Genomic DNA, 16,606 nt, shown 5'->3' on the forward strand with positions numbered 1-16,606 from the left:
CCCATATCCCCTCCCCCCGAAGCCCACTCGGTGCATGCCGTGTGGGCTTTTTATTGGCCCAAAGGAACCCCATCCGATGAAGCGCGACAGGACCAGATCCATCTGGCGCGGGATGCGTGCCCGGTGCAGCAACCCGAAGCACATCAGCTATCCAAACTACGGCGGCGCTGGCGTGAGCGTCTGCGCACGCTGGGAACGCTACGAGAACTTCCTGGCGGATATGGGCCCTGCCCCGCCGGGCCTGTCGATTGAACGCCTTGACCGCAGCCAGCCCTATTGCCCAAGCAACTGCATTTGGGCAACTGACAAGCAGCAGGCCCGCAATCGCTCGAACAACGTGCTGATCGAGTTCCAAGGCGAGTCCTTGCCCATTGCGGCCTGGGCGGAACGCTACGGCCTGGCAGTTGGAACGTTGTGGCGGCGGCTCAAGGCGGGCGCCCCCATGGACATCGCCGTCAGCAAACCCCTTCTCCGCGGCAAGCCTTGGCGCGGCCACCAAAGACCCAGGAAAGAACGCACATGAAGCGAGACCAGTTCTCCATGGCCCTGCCATTCCCCAATGAGTTGGTGATTGACAATTTTGCCGGCGGCGGCGGCACCAGCACAGGCCTGGAAGCCGCGTTCGGCCGGCCCGTGGACATCGCCATCAACCACGACCCCGAGGCGCTTGCCATGCACGCGGCCAACCATCCGCACACGCTTCATCTGTGCGAATCGGTCTGGGACGTGAACCCCATCCAGGTCACAGGCAATCAGCCCGTGGCGCTGGTCTGGCTGTCGCCTGACTGCAAGCATTTCTCCAAGGCCAAGGGCGGCACGCCAGTCAGCAAGCACATCCGTGGCCTGGCCTGGGTGGGTATGCGCTGGGTGGCCATGTGCAAGCCCCGCGTGCTCATGCTGGAGAACGTGGAGGAGTTCCAGACCTGGGGCCCGATCCTCGTCGGCCCCGATGGCCTGGCCCGGCCGGACCCCGCGCGCCGCGGCAAGACCTTCCAGTCGTTCGTGCGCCAGCTCAAGGCCCACGGCTACCAGGTGGACTGGCGCGAGCTGCGCGCCAGCGACCACGGCACGCCCACGATCCGCAAGCGCCTGTTCTTGGTGGCCCGCCGCGACGGTCTGCCCATCGTCTGGCCCGAGCAAACCCACGCCGAGCCCACCGACCGCCGCGTGATCGCCGGCAAGCTGGCTGCGCACCGCACGGCCGCCGAATGCATCGACTTCGGCCTGCCGGCCGAAAGCGTGTTCGGCCGCAAGCGCCCGCTGGTGGACAACACCATGCGCCGTGTCGCAAAGGGTCTGTGGCGCCATGTGCTGACCAGTGCCAGCCCGTTCATCGTCGGTGCCGGCGGCCCGGTTTATTCGGGCCGGCCTGCAGCGACAGACCGCCCAATCGGCACCGTGACCACGCAGAACCACCGCGCTGTGGCCCAGCCCGTGATGGCGCCCGTCATGGCCCCGCTGCGCGGCACGTCCGAGCAGCACCTGGTCGGCCATGCCGTGGATGCCCCGCTGTCCACGGTTGCCGCGTCCGGCACGCACCACGCCCTGGTGGGCGCCAACCTGGTCACCATCGGCTATGGCGAGCGCGAGGGCCAGCAGCCGCGCGTGCAGGACATCACGGCACCTCTGGGCACTGTGGTGGCCGGCGGCGTCAAAAGCGCCCTGGCCATGGCCCACATCACGAAGTTCAACACCGGGAGCGTGGGCAGCGCGGTAGACGCGCCCCTGCCAACGGTGACGGCTGGCGGCACGCCAAAGCGGCCCAGCACTGGCATCCAGATGGGCCTGGTGGCCGCACACCTGGTGGACATGGGCCACGGCGAAGGGCCTGCCGGTGGCAAGCGCTGGAGCCACGGCGCGCGCAGCCTGGAGGTGCCGCTCAACACGGTCACGGCCAGCGGCGGCACCAGCGCGCTGGCTGCCGTGCACCTGACCCACCTCACGCACCAAGGCGAGCGCACCGGCAACGATCCGCGCGAGCCCCTGCGCACCATCACCGGCGCCAACCGGGGTGAGCAGGCCATGGTGGCCGCGTGCCTGGAGCAAGCCAACGGCGGGTTCTACGACGGAGACGGCCGCAGCGCGGCTGACCCCATGTCCACGGTCACATCCAGCGGCACGCAGCAGCGCCTGATCACGGCCTACCTGGTGAAGTACTACAGCGAGGGTGGCCAGGACAGCGCCTGCAGCGAGCCCATGCACACGGTGCCCACGAAGGCACGCATGGGCCTTGTGCAGACCAGCCAGGTTCCGGCCGCAACGCTGGCGCCCGAGCACGCCGAGCGGGCCCGGCTGTGCGCCGAACTGCTGCACAAGCACCTGCCCGAGCACTTCCCGGACCCCGCCGAGCTGGTGCTCATGTGGCACGCCGGGCAATGGTGGGTGCTGGTGGACATCACGCTGCGCATGCTCAAGCCGCGCGAGCTTTTCCGCGCCCAGGGCTTCCCGCGCGACTACCACTTCGAGCGCGTGCCTGACCCAGCCCTGCTGTTCCGAGGTGGCAAGCAAGCCGCCGACCCACGGGACGTGCCCCTCATCGACCTGAGCACCACCGCCCAGGTCCGCATGTGCGGCAACAGTGTCTGCCCACCGCTGGCCGAGGCGCTGGCCCGCGCCAACTTCGCCCATGAGGCGCTGATCTACGGAGTCGCCGCTTGACCCCGACCCCACCCCAGGCCGCGTGCCAGAAGCTGCTGCAGCGCGCAGGCCACGTCATCAACACCACTGCCAGCCACTGGCAAATCGACAGGAGCAACCCATGACGATCACCCTTGAAGCCATCCGCGCCGCTGGCGGAATCGTGCACAGCGACGGCAATATCTTCTTCCGCGACATCAGCATGCTGCAGGGCCTCGCCGGGGCAGCTCCTGCCGCTGTTGCGCCCCAGGGCGTGGTGGCGTGGATGCATCCCGAGACGCTGAACGTGATCAGCGCTGCTCACAAGCACGACATGTCCACGGAATACGGCGCGGAGACACGCCGCAAGGCAGAAAGCCACTCCGTCGCCCTGGTGCGTGCTGGCGAGCCTGCCGTCGCAGCGCCCGCCCTGGAAGCGCCTCCCGCTGTGGCGCCTCAGGGCGAGTACCCTCATGAGCAAATGGATGCCATGGCGCTCGCTCGCTACAAAGTCGTGCCCTCTCACGCAAGCATGCTTTGGAGCCACGCGGTAGTTGCAGGAGACGGCGTGCAGCAGCTCTATGTCGGCCGAGAGGCCGAGTGCCAGAACATGGCACGCAAGTTCGCTGGTGCATTCCTTGATGGTGCCTTTGCATTCCACTCGATGGCTGCCGCGCCCACCACACAGGCAGCGCCCGCCCTGGAAGCGCCTGCGGCCCCCTCGCGCACGTCTGTGGCAGTGCTGCAGTGCGACTGCTGCGGCCACATCGGCATCAACGACGCAGCCGACGGCAAGGCTGCGTGCAACACCTGCCGTTGGACTGGCGATAGCCCCGCCGAAGATAAATGCCCGGGCTGCAACCGCGTGGGCACGATGACAACGGCATGCCCCGAGTGCGGCGCCCGCACGACGCTCATCGCGGAAACGCACCTGCAGGCACCTGCTGCCCTGGAAGCGCCTGCAGCCCCGCCACCCCGCACGACTGGCTACATCGCGCCGAAGGGTCGCTACGTGCCACCCGTGCTGTTCAACCCATACACCGGCGAACCGCGCGATGCACGCGACATTGCCAGCGATCCGCAGGGCGTGCTGATCGTGCCGCCCGGCGCCGCAATCCAACGAGTCCGGGAGGGCTGAGCCATGGGACAGGTCACTGAAACAACGATCAAGATGATCGAGGAGCACGCAGCACGCGGGGAGCATGCACCGCTCACAGTGTGGGAACTGCGGCAGCTCGCACATGCATGGCGCAAGGCGAACAGTCTGCAGCTTGCAGATGTGGCACGGACGATGCCGGCAGATTTCTTGAGTCTCCCCTCGGGAGCTACATGCCTTGGCACGTACCGAAACGTTGACGACGGTGCAACGTACACATGGGGCAGGTGTGACGACGGCTTTTTCCGGCTCGATCAATTCGGCTGGGCAACCTGGCCAACACAAGAGGGCTTTTCTCGCGCACTGATGCTGGCAGCAGCGCCCCAGGCACCTGCTGCGCCCTCGGGTAGGTACGAGTTGGCCGACGACGGCGCGCACCAGTACCTGGATGGGATTGAGGCCCGGTACAGCATCGAGCGCGAGGACGGCACCACGCTGGCATGGGTAAATGGCGACAAGGCCGCAGCCGAGGAACTGATGGCCGCCCTGCGCCTTCCTATGCCCATCAGCCGCTCCGAATGGATCGCGGAGGTGCGCAGCTTCCTCTGCCAGGGTGGATGGGATGAGGACGTGGCGCTTTCCACCGCGCGCGACCTCTGCGAAGCACAGGATTGGCTTGGGCAGGACATCGAAGAGCCGCGCGACGCAGCCTGGGATGCATTCCGCGAAGACATTGCGGCGCAAGCACGTCGGGCAGCACCTGCTGCGCCTGCAGTGGATGCAAAAGGCGAGCGCGAGTTCTGGGCCGTGCTTGCGCCCTGTGGCGAAGGCGTGATCTTCAAGCACGAGAAGGACGCTCGATGGACCCTGACTGGTGAGGGCGCCGGGCACGGCGGCTTCGGCGTCCCAACCATCGGCGAGTCGTTCCGCGACTGCTACGAGGACGACGAGCTTGAACTCGTGCGCGTCCGTGTCGCAGCCCAGGCAGCAGCCAAGGGGTCGGCATGACGCGCGACGACGTGATCGCCATGGCCTGCGCAACGGGCTTCGGACGCATCTTTCCGGCGGACCAGGGCTTGCCAAAGACCTGGGTCGGCACGGACCTGGACAGGCTGCTTTCGTTTGCCGCCATGGTGGCCTCCGCTGAACGCGAGGCCTGCGCGAAGGCATGCGACACCCAGCAGCGAATCAACCTGGATTGGGGCGACGAGCAGCGCGCCGACACGGCAAGGACTTGCGCCGCCGCCATCCGCGCGCGCCCCACTGGGCACAAGGAGAGCACATGAAAGAACACCCACCGTTCGGCACGGCGCCGATCCGCTGCGGCCGCACGCGCTGCAGCTGGCGGGGCTACGAGACCGACCTGAACAAGGTGCCCAGCACCATCGGCAGCCTGCGCTGCACCCGCAACGCTTGCCCGACATGCGGTTGCGACAGCTACTCGTTCATGACGGTCGGCGAGATCGAGGCATGGGAGCGGAAGCAGCGCGCCCAGGCGCAGCAGAAAGGACCTGCATCGTGAAAGACTACGAACCCACACAAGAGCAGTTCGACAAGGACATGGCCAGCTGGACTATGGAAGCCTTGCGCGACGACGGCCTCTACCGGCATCTGCGCTTCCGCCTGTCCGGCGGCGGTTTCTGCTGGTTCGACATCGTGACCTGGCCTGATCGGCTGGTCATCACGGGCGACTGCGAGACGTTCACATTCACGCGCCAGAAGGACATGTTCGAGTTTTTCCGCTCCAGCGGCTCGCGCATCAACCCGGGCTACTGGAAGGAGAAGATCACAGACGGCCGAGACCGTGCGCGCAGCTTCGACTGGGACACGTTCCGCGCTGCGGCGCTGGCCGAATTCGATGGATCGACAGAAGACATGAATCCGTTCCAGCGGCTGGAAGCGCGCGATGAGCTCATCGAGGCACTGGACAGCGAGCCGGATGAATACGGCGCCGTCGATGTGTTGCGCAACTTCTCCTTCCGCGATGGCGGCCCAGGCGCGAAGGTGCTTTTCCGATTCGACCTGAGCGACGGCGCCCCGGACGGAATGACCTGGGACTACCACTACATCTGGTGCTGCCGCGCCATCGTCTGGGCAATTGCGCAGTACGACGCCGAGAAAGGACAGACCCCGTGACCACAGCACCAACACCCATGCCAGGCGGCAAGCACAGCGAAGCGGACTATCTCTCTTACGACCCATTCATGGGGGATGAGGCCGAATTGACCTGCCGCACCAAAAAGATTGTGAAGGCGAAAAAAAAGCACACCTGCTTCAGCCTGAATGGCAAGCAGGATCACAGCATCGAGCCCGGCACGTACTACCGCTATGAGCGCGCCTTGGTTGATGGCGACTTCTGGGGGCAGTACCGAATCTGCCTCGGCTGCATGGACCGATTCATCAGCGACGATGGAGAGCAAAAACAATGACTAACAGCGAAACACTCAACATTCGAGAAGCGGCGGAAATCCTCAAAATCCACGTCAAGACAGCCGAGGACCTGGTGCGCGACGGCGAGATTCCGGCAGGCAAAATTGGCAGGGCCTATGTCCTCATGCGCCGCGACGTGGTGCGCTACGCCGAGAAAGCCATCCTCCAGCAGACGGCGGACCGACTGCTGCGCAAGCGCTCACCAAAGAGCATTAGCAAGGTCCGTGCCCCGCAGGTTCGCATAGCGCATTAGCATGCGCTGCGTCTTGTGGCCTGTGATCTTCATGATCTGCGTCTCGCTCAGCGTGGTTCGCTCAAACAGGCGGCTGGTCGCTTCGTGGCGCAGATCATGAAATCGCAGGCCCTTGGCGCCGGCCTGCTCCATGATCCCCGCATACAGATTCGACAAATAATCCGTGGTGGCATGCAGATCTTCATCACGCTTAGACCACCAGGGAAAAATCAACGACTGCGGGCTGGGCACAACCAGGCCCTGCAGGTAGCCCTTTAGCACCTCCACTGCCACCGAGGATAGCGGCACCTGCCGCTTATCCCCGTTCTTGGTCTTGTCCAAAAACACCGTTCGCCGCGGCAGGTCCACCTGCGCGAGCGTCAGCGTGTACATCTCGCGCATCCGCATGGCCGTCTCCACGGCCAGGACAAACAGGCACCGCAGCGCTGCCTGGTGCTCCAGCTTCAGCGGCCTCTGCTTTCGCGCGAGCACTCCCCCATCAATCACGGCCAGCACGGCCTCGTACTCACCACGCTCCAGGCGCCGGTCACGCTCCACATCAGTGCGCGCGCCACCCTCTGCGAGGGCCGCATCGGTCTTCGTGTATTGCGCATAACCGTCTGGCAGCGTGCGCAACGGGTGATCCGGAAGGGACAGCAGCCCTTTCCGCATGCCCCAGTCTGTACACCTGGCCAGCGCGCCCACCTTCGCGCGTATCGTTGCCGGCGCCAGGTTCTCCACCCGTTTCATCTCAGTGATCCAACCATCGACCCACGCCGCATTGATCTCGCTCAGCGGATAGTGGCCGCGGGTTTCGATGATGGTACCCAGGGCGCTCCGGTCCTTAGGCGAGGGATGCGCATCACGCTCGTATTCGCGCACCAGCTCCTTAATCGTCAGCACCACCTCAGCCTTCTGATGCTCAGCGGGCACGATGCCGCGTGACAACAGCGCATCCAGCCTGGCCGCATACTCGTCGCCCTCGGCCTCAGTTGCAAAGGTCAGATAGAGCGGTTTGTCCAGCACGCCCCGACGCTTGAACGTGTACTGCCAGGTGCCATTGGGGAACTGTTTCTTGCCTGCCAAGCTGGCCTCCGATGTGCTGCAAATGGGGCGCGAGTCTACGCCCAGGCAGGATGGTAGACAACTGTTCTTGGCTGGTAGACGCTCCCTTTGGCTACCATTGAGGGCGGTAAAACGGGCAAAGAAAAAGGCCCTAGATGTCTCTAGGGCCTTGATTTCATTCAGTTTTTAGTGGTGGGTGCTAACGGGGTCGAACCGCTGACCTACGCCTTGTAAGGGCGCCGCTCTACCAACTGAGCTAAGCACCCCACCTTGACTGGTGTCAGTTCAGGGCATCCTTCAATGCCTTGCCCGGACGGAACTTGGGAACCTTGGCGGCCTTGATCTTGATGGTCTCGCCGGTGCGGGGGTTGCGGCCCGTGCGGGCGGCGCGCTTGCCAACGGCGAATGTACCAAAACCAACGAGCGACACTGTACCACCCTTTTTGAGGGTTTTCTTCACAGCCTCAATCGTGGAATCCAGTGCGCGAGCAGCCGCAGCCTTGGAGATGTCGGCGTTGTTAGCGATGTGCTCAATCAGTTCGGTTTTATTCACAAGATGCCTCTGGAGAAATAAGTGAATGGAATGTCTCTGCGGCCACCAACTTGGCGCGACCAGAAACCCGGCGCGACGGATACGGAATCTGGCTTGCCGTTCGACGCTTGCCTCGGGGCAGGCATCGGTGAATTAAAGCCATCGACCTTCCAGGTGTCAATGCACGCTGTGCATCGCAACGACAGGGCACGATTCTATGCGGTTTTGGCGCCAGCTTTGGCTTTGCGGCCGGTTTTTTGCGCGCAGCGGGTGCTAGCGGCTTCACGAATTGACAAGGGTTGACAATGGACTTGCCCGCCGCAGGCCTTGCCAGTGCTGCAATGCGCCTTGGTGCTGCGCGCCGGCAAGGCTGCAGCAGCTGCCCTGCCTCACTCATATGCTTCCAAAAGAAGAGCACCCCAGACCGCCCCGCATGTCAGGCGCATGGGCTGGGGGAGCGATCCGCAACGCCCTCAGTGCGTGACCCGCGCGCGGATCTCGGGCAGGGCTTTTTGCAGGTAGTACACCATGGACCAGACGGTGAGCACGGCGGCCACCCAGATCAGCACCTGGCCCCAGACGCCGGTGTCGATCATGCCGAACACACGGCCGTCGTACAGCAGGAAGGGGATGGCCACCATCTGCGCCGTGGTCTTGAGCTTGCCCAGCATGTGCACGGCCACGCTCTTGCCCGCGCCCAGGTGCGCCATCCACTCGCGCAGGGCCGAGATGGCGATCTCGCGGCCGATGATGATCAGGGCCACGAATACATCGGTGCGCTGCAGATGCACCAGCACCAGCAGCGAGGCGCAGACCAGGAACTTGTCGGCCACGGGATCGAGGAAGGCGCCGAAGGCCGATGTCTGGTTGAGCTTGCGCGCCAGGTAGCCGTCGAGCCAGTCGGTGGCCGCGAAGACGATGAACATGACCGTGGCGACCAGGTTGCGGGTCGCCACGTCGAAAGGCGCATAGAACACCCCGACGATCAGCGGAATCGCGACGATCCGCGTACAGGTCATCAAGGTGGGGATTGTGAGAAACATGGCCGCCATTGTGTCACGTACCTTGGTGTTTGAGGTTCTGTTTGCGGGCCTGCGGTGCAGCCCGCGGGACAGTCGTTTCAATGCAATGCACGGTAGATATCTTCAGCCAGCGCGGCCGAGATGCCGTCCACGCTGCACAGGTCTTCCACCGTGGCTTCCGACACGCCGCGCACGCCGCCGAAGCGCTGCAGCAGGCGCGCGCGCTTCTTGGGGCCCACGCCCGGAATCTCCTCGAGCTTGCCGCCGCCCACGCGCACCTTGGCGCGCGCCGCGCGCATGCCGGTGATGGCGAAGCGGTGGGCCTCGTCGCGGATCTGGGCCACCAGCATCAGCGCGGCCGAGTCGTAGCCCAGGTAGATCTTCTCGCGCCCGTCGGCAAAGACCAGTTCTTCCAGGCCGACCTTGCGCCCCTCGCCCTTTTCCACGCCCACGATGCGCGAGACATCGAGCCCCAGCTGCTCGAAGACTTCGCGCGCCATGCTGACCTGGCCCTTGCCACCGTCGACCAGTACCAGGTCCGGCAGTTGCGGCTGCTTGCCGGTGAGCTCGGCACCGCCCGCCTCTCTTTGCGCCTCGGCCACGCGGCTGTAGCGGCGCGTCAGCACCTGGCGCATGGCGGCATAGTCGTCGCCGCCCGTGATGCCTTCGATGTTGAAGCGCCGGTATTCGCTGCTTTGCATCTTGTGGTGATGGAAGACCACGCAGGAGGCCTGCGTGGCCTCGCCTGCCGTGTGCGAGATGTCGAAGCATTCGATGGTGAGTTCGTCCAGGTTCTCGCAGGCCAGGTCCAGCGCCTCGACCAGCGCGCGCGTGCGCGCCTGCTGCGAGCCTTCTTCGGCCAGCAGGCGGGCCATCTGGATGTCGGCGTTCTTTTGCGCCATCTCCAGCCAGATGCGCCGCTGCTCGCGCGGCTGCTGCACGGCGGTGATGCGCACGCCGCCTTGCTCGCTCAGCAGCGCCAGCAGTTTCTTGTCCACCGGGTGGCTGACGATGAGCACGGGCGGCACGGCCACGCCGGTGTAGTGCTGGGCGATGAAGGCCTCCAGCACGATCTCCTCGACCGGGCGCGCGGACTCGGCAAGACTGGCCTCTTCCTCGCCGGCGTAGACCGAGGCGGCATCGCCCAGGTTGGCGGGAAAGTACGGCCGGTCGCCCAGGTGGCGGCCGCCGCGCACCATGGCCAGGTTCACGCAGGCGCGGCCGCCCTGCACCTTCACGGCGAGGATGTCCACGTCGCGGTCGTCGGCGGTTTCTATGACCTGCTGGTGCAGCACGCGCGACAGTGCCGTCATCTGGTTGCGCACCTCGGCGGCCTGCTCGTATTCCATGCGCCCGGCGTGCTCCATCATGCGGGCCTCCAGCTGGCGCAGCAGTTCCTGGGTCTCGCCGCGCAGCATGGCCTCGGCATTGCGCACATCCAGCGCATAGGCTTCGGGCGAGATCAGGTCCACGCAGGGGCCGGAGCAGCGCTTGATCTGGTAGAGCAGGCAGGGCCGCGAGCGGTTGGCGAAGACCGTGTCCTCGCAGGTGCGCAGCCTGAAGACCTTTTGCAGCAGCTGGATGCTTTCCTTGACGGCCCAGGCATTGGGATAGGGGCCGAAGTAGCGGTGGCGCTTGTCCACGGCGCCGCGGTAGTAGGCCATGCGGGCGAAGAGCTGGTGGGCCGGCTCGCCATCCCGGCCGTCGCGCGCGGCCACGCCGGTGATCTTCAGATAGGGATAGCTCTTGTCGTCCCTGAACAGGATGTTGTACTTGGGTTGCTGCGTCTTGATCAGATTGTTTTCGAGCAGCAGGGCCTCGGCCTCGGAGCGCACCACCGTGGTCTCCATGCGGGCGATCTTGCCCACCATGTGGCCTATGCGCGTGCCGCCATGGTTCTTGGTGAAGTAGCTGGAGACGCGGCGCTTGAGGTTGATGGCCTTGCCCACGTACAGCAGCGTGCCTGCCGCGTCGAAATAGCGGTAGACGCCGGGCAGGCCCGGCAGCGCTGCCACCTGGGCCAGCAGTTCATCGGAATGGGGTTCGGACATGCGCCTATTGTGGCCGCTGCCCGGGCCCGCCGCAGCGGGCCTGCGGGCCCTCGGGCTCTTACTCGGCCTCGATCTTCGAGGACTTGACCACCTGGGCCCAGTTGGCCCAGTCGGTCTTGACCATGGCGCCGAGCTGCTGCGGGTTCATGTAGTCGGCAGTGGCGCCCTGCTCCTGCGCCTTTTGCTTGAAGGCCGGGTTCTCCACCACCTTCTTGAGGTCGGCCGTGAGCTTGTCGATCACGGGCCTGGGCGTGGCGGCGGGCGCGAACACGGCAAACCAGGAGGTGGCGTTGACGCCTGCGTAGCCGGCCTCGGCCGTGGTGGGCGCATCCGGCAGGCTGGGCAGGCGCTGCGTGCCGGTGACGGCCAGCACGCGCAGCTTGCCGCTTTGCACATGGGGCATGAAGGGCGGCGCCGTGCCGAAGGTCAGGTCCACCTGGCCACCCAGCAGGTCCTGCAGCGCGGGGCCGGTGCCCTTGTAGGGGACGTGGACCATCTTGATGCCGGCCTGCTGCTCCAGCATGGCGCCCGTCACGTGCTGCAGCGAGCCATTGCCCGACGAGGCGTAGTTCAGCTTGCCCGGGTTGGCCTTGGCATAGGCCACGAGTTCGGCCAGCGTCTTCACGGGCAGCTCGGACCGCACCACGATGATCTGCGGCGCCGACAGCACATTGGCCACGGGCTGGAAGTCGCCCTGCTCCCAGGTGCGGGTCTTGGTCAGGTGGGGCGAGATCACGTGGTAGCCCGAGTACTGCATGAGCAGGGTGTAGCCATCGGCCTCGGCACGCTTGACCAGGCTGGCCGCGATGGAGCCGTTGCCACCGCCCTTGTTGTCCACCACCACCGACTGGCCGATCACCGGCGCCAGCGCCTGGGCCGCCATGCGCGCGGCCAGGTCGGTGGTGCCGCCGGCTGCGGCCGGCACGATCATGGTGATGGTCTTGGCGGGGTAGCCGCCCTGCGCCAGTGCGGCTGTGCCGCCCAGGCCCAGTCCTGCGATGGCCATGGCCACGGCTGCGATCTGTCTGCGTTGAATCTTCTTCATCTTTGTCTCCTTGGTTTGCTCGGTTCTTGTGAATGAGAATGCGCGCCGGCCTCAGCCCTTGGCCAAAGCCCGTTCGCGGATGGCTGCAAAGTCGGCCGGTGGCTGGTGCAGGTCCAGCCGCGCGCCGGCCTTGGCGATCTGGCTGGCCGTGTCATGACCGATCAGCGCGGGCAGGCTGCGCGCGGCCGCGACGATCTGCGCCAGGTCCACGCCGGTGTCGTAGCCCATGAGCTGCAGCGCGTGGACGATGTCCTCCGTGCAGGCATTGCCCGAGGCGCCCGGCGCATAGGGGCAACCGCCCAGGCCGCCGATGGAGGCATCGAAGCGGTCGCCGCCCGCCTCGATGGAGGCCAGCACATTGGCCAGCGCCATGCCGCGCGTGTTGTGGAAATGCAGGGTCATGCCCAGCTGCGGCCAGCGCTGCCGGAAGGCGGCCACCATGGCGCGCACCTGGGTCGGGAAGGCCATGCCCGTGGTGTCGCACAGCGTGATGCCCTGCACGCCCAGATCGGCAAAGCGCTGCACCCAGCCGAAGACTTCCTGCTGCGGCACATCGCCCTCCATGGGGCAGCCAAAGCAGCACGACAGCGAGACGTTGACCGGCACGCCTGCCTGCTGCGCCGTGGCCACGACCTGGGCCAGCGCCGCGAACGACTGGCTGCGCTGCATGCGCAGGTTGCACAGGTTGTGGGTCTCGCTGACCGACATGACGAGGTTGAGTTCGTCCGTGCGCGCCTCGATGGCGCGCTCGGCGCCCCGCGCATTGGGCACCAGGGCGGTGTAGACGGTGCCGGGGCGGCGCTCTATCTCACGCATGACGATTTCGCCGTCGCGCAGCGCGGGAATGGCGGTGGGCGAGACAAAGGCCGTGACCTCGATCTTGGACAGGCCGGCCTGCGACAGTGCATTGACCAGGGCGATCTTGTCCTCGGTGGGGACAAAGGCCTGCTCCATCTGCAGCCCGTCGCGCGTGCCGACCTCGTTGAAGAAAACGCGGCGGCCCGCGCCCTGCCAGACATCCGTGGTGTGGACGGCGTTCATTGGATCACTCCCTTGCTGCGCAGCAGCGCAATCTGTTCGGCCGTGAGGCCGGCCTCGGCCAGCACCGCGTCGGTGTCGTCGCCCACATGGGGGGCGCTGGTGCGCACCGTACCCGGCGTGAGCGAGAGCTTGGGCACGATGCCCGGCACCTCGATGTCGTCGCCGTCGCGCGTGTGCTGGCTGAGGATCATGTCGCGGGCGCGGTAGTGCGGGTCCTCGGCAATGTCCTTGGCGGTGTAGACCTTGCCGGCCGGCACGCGTGCGGCGGCCAGCTGGTCCATCACGGCCTGCACGCTCTGCGTGCGCGTCCAGCCGCCGATGACGGCATCGATCTCGGCAATGCGCGCCACGCGGCCCGCGTTGTCGGCCAGTTGCGGATCGTCAGCCAGGTCCTGGCGGCCGATGGTGGCCATCAGGCGCTTGAAGATGGAGTCGCCATTGCCGGCCACCAGCACCCAGCCGTCCTGGCAGGGATAGGCGTTGGACGGCGCGATGCCCGGCAGCGCGCTGCCTGCGGCCTCGCGCACGGCGCCGAAGGCGCTGTATTCGGGCAGCAGGCTTTCCATGACGTTGAACACGGCCTCATGCAGCGCCACGTCGATGACCTGGCCGGCACCGCCGTTCACCTTGCGGTGGTACAGGGCCATCATCACGCCGATCACGCCATGCAGAGCGGCCAGCGTGTCGCCAATGGACACGCCCACGCGCACCGGTACGCGGCCCGGCTCGGCCGTCAGGTGGCGCAGGCCGCCCATGGCCTCGCCGATCACGCCAAAGCCCGGCAGGTCGCGGTAGGGGCCGGTCTGGCCGTAGCCCGAGATGCGCAGGATGACCAGCCCGGGGTTGAGCGCATGCAGCTGCTCGGGCGACATACCCCAGCCCTCCAGCGTGCCGGGACGGAAGTTCTCCACCAGCACATCGGCCTCGGCGATCAGGCGCCGCGCGATGTCCTGGCCCTCCTGCTGGCGCAGGTCCAGCGCCACCGAACGCTTGTTGCGCGACTGCACCTGCCACCAGACCGAGGTGCCGTTCTTGATCAGGCGCCAGTTGCGCAGCGGATCGCCCGCGCCCGGCGCCTCGATCTTGACCACGTCGGCGCCGAACTCGCCCAGCGTCTTGCCGCAGAACGGCCCGGCGATCAATTGCCCCATCTCGACCACGCGCACGCCGCTGAGCGCGCCGGGTGTGGGGGCCTGCCTTGTCTGTTGTGTCATGGGTTAGCGCTTCCTCTTTGTCTCCTGCGGCCGGCCTCCGATGGCATTGCCGCGGCGCCGATCTTGCCGCCGTCCGCGCCGGCCGCAAAACGCTCAAGCGCGACGCTGCCATCGCAAACCGGCATGGCAGAACCCGGTCGGGCGGGGCCGGGCGATAATCGCCACCCCATGAAACTCGACCCGATTTCGCTGCGCCTGTTCGTGGCCGTGATGGAGGAAAGCGCCATCGCACGCGCTGCCGCACGCGAACACATCGCCCCCTCGGCCGCCAGCCGGCGGCTGGCCGAGCTGGAGAGCCAGCTGCAGGTGGAGCTGTTCACCCGCAGCAACCGCGGCAGCGTACCCACGGCCGCCGCCTTTGCACTGCTGAATATGGCGCGCGGCGTGCTCAATGACCTGGACGGCATCGGCGAGCAGATGCGCGAGTACGGCAGCGGCCTGCGCGGCCATGTGCGCGTGATGGCCAACATCTCGGCCATCACGCAGTTCCTGCCCTCCCAGCTGCAGCGCTTCCTGGACCAGCACCCGCATGTGGACGTGCGCCTGCAGGAGCGGGTGAGCAGCGACATCGCGCGCGCCGTGGCCGACAACGAGGCCGATATCGGCATCCTCAACCAGGGCAGCTACGGAGAGAAGATCCGCCTGCGCCCGTACCGGCGCGATCGCCTCATCGTCATCGTGCCCCAAGGCCATGCGCTGGTACGCAGGCGCTCGCTGCGGCTGGCCCAGGTGCTGGACCATGACCTGGTGGGCATGCACGCGGGCAGCGCGCTCAACCACCAGATCACGCGCGCCGCGGCCGACCTGGGCCTGCAGCCCCGGCTGCGCATGAAGGTCACGGGCTATGACGCGCTGTGCCTGATGGTGGCCTCGGGCCTGGGCGTCGGCATCCTGCCCGAAGGCAGCGCACGCCTGTACCTGGGCGCCCTGCCGCTGCGCTGCATTGCGCTGGACGAGCCCTGGGCCGAGCGCCAGCTGATGCTGTGCGTGCGCTCGCAGGAGGCACTGCCGCCCGTGGCGCAGTTGCTGGTCGAACACCTGTGCGAACCCTGATTCCCATGCTTGCCTTCAACCCCATCCCACCGGCCCCTCTGCCAGAGCAGGCCGCTGCACGGACCTGGGACATCTTCTGCCAGGTCATAGACAACTTCGGCGACATCGGCGTGTGCTGGCGCGCGGCGGCCGACCTGGCCTCACGCGGCCAGCGCGTGCGGCTGTGGATGGACGACGCCAGCGCCCTGGCCTGGATGGCGCCCCGGCCGCACCCGGCCGGACTCAGCGTGCACGGCTGGCCCACGCAGGCGCAGGACGTCCCGCAGGCCGTGGGCGATGTGGTCATCGAGGCCTTCGGCTGCGAGATTCCGCCGCCCTTTCTGGCGGCCATCGCGCGCCGCGCGCCGCTGTGGATCAACCTGGAGTACCTGTCGGCCGAGGACTATGTGGAGCGCTGCCACCGCCTGCCCTCCCCGCTGATGTCGGGGCCGGCTGCGGGGTTGACGCGCTGGTTCTTCTATCCGGGCTTCACGGCCGCCACGGGCGGCCTGCTGCGCGAGCCGGACCTGGCCGCGCGCCAGGCGACTTTTGCTTCCGAGGGCCGGCAGGCCTGGCGCACACGCCACGGCATAGGCACCGACGATTGCGCCATCTCGCTGTTCTGCTACGAGCCCCCTGCCCTGCCGCACTGGCTGTACCAGCTGCATGCAGCGCCCCCTGCGCCGCAGGCCACGCATTTGCTGGTGACCCCGGGGCGCGCAGCCGCCGCCGTGCAACAGGCCATGGCCGGCGTGCCCGCCGCAGACCACGGTGCGGTGACACGGCATGCGCTGCAGCCCTGCCCCCAGCCGCAGTTCGACGAGATGCTCTGGGCCTGCGACCTGAACCTGGTGCGCGGCGAGGATTCGCTGGTACGTGCGCTGTGGGCCGGCCAGCCCCTGGTCTGGCACATCTATCCCCAGCACGACGACGCCCACCACGACAAGCTAGACGCCTTCCTGGACTGGCTGCAGGCGCCGGCCAGCCTGCGCGCCTTCCACCATGCCTGGAACGGCATGACGCCGGCAAGCACCCTGCCCGCGATCACGCCTGCGCTGCTGCGGCAATGGCAGGACTGCGCACTGGCCGCGCGCGCGCGGCTGCTGCAACAGACCCCATTGATTGAGCAGCTGCAAGCTTTCGTGACCGAAAAAAGCTAGAATGCACGTTTTGCCTCCCTGGAGGCGCCGTTGCGGGCGACCGCCAGCCGGCCGCCATCGACCAACCAGG

18 protein-coding genes and 1 tRNA gene are annotated in these 16,606 nt (G+C 66.7%); 11 read left to right on the forward strand and 8 right to left on the reverse strand.

Annotated elements, in window-relative coordinates:
* Positions 1-76 precede the first annotated feature (76 nt).
* From U6958_RS22455 to U6958_RS22495, 9 genes are all read left to right on the forward strand, one after another.
* Positions 77-523, forward strand: a complete 447-nt coding sequence (locus U6958_RS22455) for a hypothetical protein (protein ID WP_074923560.1) — start codon at positions 77-79, stop codon at positions 521-523.
* Positions 520-2,658: a DNA cytosine methyltransferase gene (locus U6958_RS22460; protein WP_074923561.1), complete on the forward strand. Its 2,139-nt coding sequence runs from the start codon at positions 520-522 to the stop codon at positions 2,656-2,658. The genes U6958_RS22455 and U6958_RS22460 overlap by 4 nt, the downstream gene beginning before the upstream one ends.
* Positions 2,659-2,758: 100 nt before the next feature.
* A complete protein-coding gene (locus tag U6958_RS22465) occupies positions 2,759-3,754 on the forward strand; it encodes a hypothetical protein (RefSeq protein WP_074923562.1) in 996 nt (331 codons plus the stop codon).
* 3 nt (positions 3,755-3,757) lie between these two features.
* Positions 3,758-4,720 carry a hypothetical protein gene (locus U6958_RS22470; protein ID WP_350337285.1) on the forward strand — a complete coding sequence of 321 codons (963 nt, stop codon included), beginning with the start codon at positions 3,758-3,760 and terminating at the stop codon, positions 4,718-4,720.
* On the forward strand, positions 4,717-4,998 hold the full coding sequence (locus tag U6958_RS22475) for a hypothetical protein (protein WP_074923025.1): 282 nt from the start codon (positions 4,717-4,719) through the stop codon (positions 4,996-4,998). The genes U6958_RS22470 and U6958_RS22475 overlap by 4 nt, the downstream gene beginning before the upstream one ends.
* Entirely contained in the window at positions 4,995-5,234 is a 240-nt protein-coding gene (locus U6958_RS22480) for a hypothetical protein (RefSeq protein WP_074923024.1), read from the forward strand. Before U6958_RS22475 ends, U6958_RS22480 begins: the two co-directional genes overlap by 4 nt.
* Positions 5,231-5,848, forward strand: coding sequence for a hypothetical protein (locus U6958_RS22485; RefSeq protein ID WP_034369400.1), 618 nt, complete (start codon positions 5,231-5,233; stop codon positions 5,846-5,848). Before U6958_RS22480 ends, U6958_RS22485 begins: the two co-directional genes overlap by 4 nt.
* Complete coding sequence (locus U6958_RS22490; RefSeq protein ID WP_143044617.1) at positions 5,845-6,141, forward strand: hypothetical protein; 297 nt, start codon at positions 5,845-5,847, stop codon at positions 6,139-6,141. Before U6958_RS22485 ends, U6958_RS22490 begins: the two co-directional genes overlap by 4 nt.
* Complete coding sequence (locus U6958_RS22495; protein ID WP_074923022.1) at positions 6,138-6,395, forward strand: helix-turn-helix domain-containing protein; 258 nt, start codon at positions 6,138-6,140, stop codon at positions 6,393-6,395. Before U6958_RS22490 ends, U6958_RS22495 begins: the two co-directional genes overlap by 4 nt.
* On the opposite strand, the gene U6958_RS22500 is transcribed toward U6958_RS22495, so the two are convergent.
* From U6958_RS22500 to U6958_RS22535, 8 genes are all read right to left on the reverse strand, one after another.
* Positions 6,342-7,460, reverse strand: a complete 1,119-nt coding sequence (locus U6958_RS22500) for a site-specific integrase (RefSeq protein ID WP_074923021.1) — start codon at positions 7,458-7,460, stop codon at positions 6,342-6,344. The genes U6958_RS22495 and U6958_RS22500 overlap by 54 nt on opposite strands.
* A 169-nt stretch (positions 7,461-7,629) precedes the next feature.
* Positions 7,630-7,705 (reverse strand) — tRNA-Val (locus tag U6958_RS22505).
* 14 nt (positions 7,706-7,719) lie between these two features.
* Positions 7,720-7,992: an HU family DNA-binding protein gene (locus tag U6958_RS22510; protein WP_012204727.1), complete on the reverse strand. Its 273-nt coding sequence runs from the start codon at positions 7,990-7,992 to the stop codon at positions 7,720-7,722.
* 452 nt (positions 7,993-8,444) lie between these two features.
* Positions 8,445-9,014, reverse strand: coding sequence for a CDP-diacylglycerol--glycerol-3-phosphate 3-phosphatidyltransferase (pgsA, locus tag U6958_RS22515; protein ID WP_026062576.1), 570 nt, complete (start codon positions 9,012-9,014; stop codon positions 8,445-8,447).
* A gap of 77 nt (positions 9,015-9,091) precedes the next feature.
* Positions 9,092-11,044, reverse strand: a complete 1,953-nt coding sequence (uvrC, locus tag U6958_RS22520) for an excinuclease ABC subunit UvrC (protein WP_016453009.1) — start codon at positions 11,042-11,044, stop codon at positions 9,092-9,094.
* Between the two features lie 58 nt (positions 11,045-11,102).
* The gene (locus tag U6958_RS22525; protein WP_016453010.1) at positions 11,103-12,089 is read right to left on the reverse strand and encodes a tripartite tricarboxylate transporter substrate binding protein; all 987 of its coding nucleotides are present in this window, start codon (positions 12,087-12,089) and stop codon (positions 11,103-11,105) included.
* Between the two features lie 51 nt (positions 12,090-12,140).
* Positions 12,141-13,130, reverse strand: a complete 990-nt coding sequence (locus U6958_RS22530; RefSeq protein ID WP_017406150.1) for a hydroxymethylglutaryl-CoA lyase — start codon at positions 13,128-13,130, stop codon at positions 12,141-12,143.
* Positions 13,127-14,344: a CaiB/BaiF CoA-transferase family protein gene (locus U6958_RS22535; protein WP_016453012.1), complete on the reverse strand. Its 1,218-nt coding sequence runs from the start codon at positions 14,342-14,344 to the stop codon at positions 13,127-13,129. The genes U6958_RS22530 and U6958_RS22535 overlap by 4 nt, the downstream gene beginning before the upstream one ends.
* Before the next feature lie 168 nt (positions 14,345-14,512).
* Between U6958_RS22535 and U6958_RS22540 the strand changes: the two genes are divergently transcribed.
* Entirely contained in the window at positions 14,513-15,397 is an 885-nt protein-coding gene (locus U6958_RS22540; protein ID WP_074923020.1) for a LysR family transcriptional regulator, read from the forward strand.
* A gap of 5 nt (positions 15,398-15,402) precedes the next feature.
* On the forward strand, positions 15,403-16,536 hold the full coding sequence (gene earP, locus U6958_RS22545; protein WP_074923019.1) for an elongation factor P maturation arginine rhamnosyltransferase EarP: 1,134 nt from the start codon (positions 15,403-15,405) through the stop codon (positions 16,534-16,536).
* Positions 16,537-16,606: the final 70 nt, after the last annotated feature.

This window comes from Delftia lacustris, from assembly GCF_040267515.1.
In the GTDB taxonomy this organism is placed as follows: Bacteria; Pseudomonadota; Gammaproteobacteria; order Burkholderiales; family Burkholderiaceae_C; genus Comamonas; species Comamonas tsuruhatensis.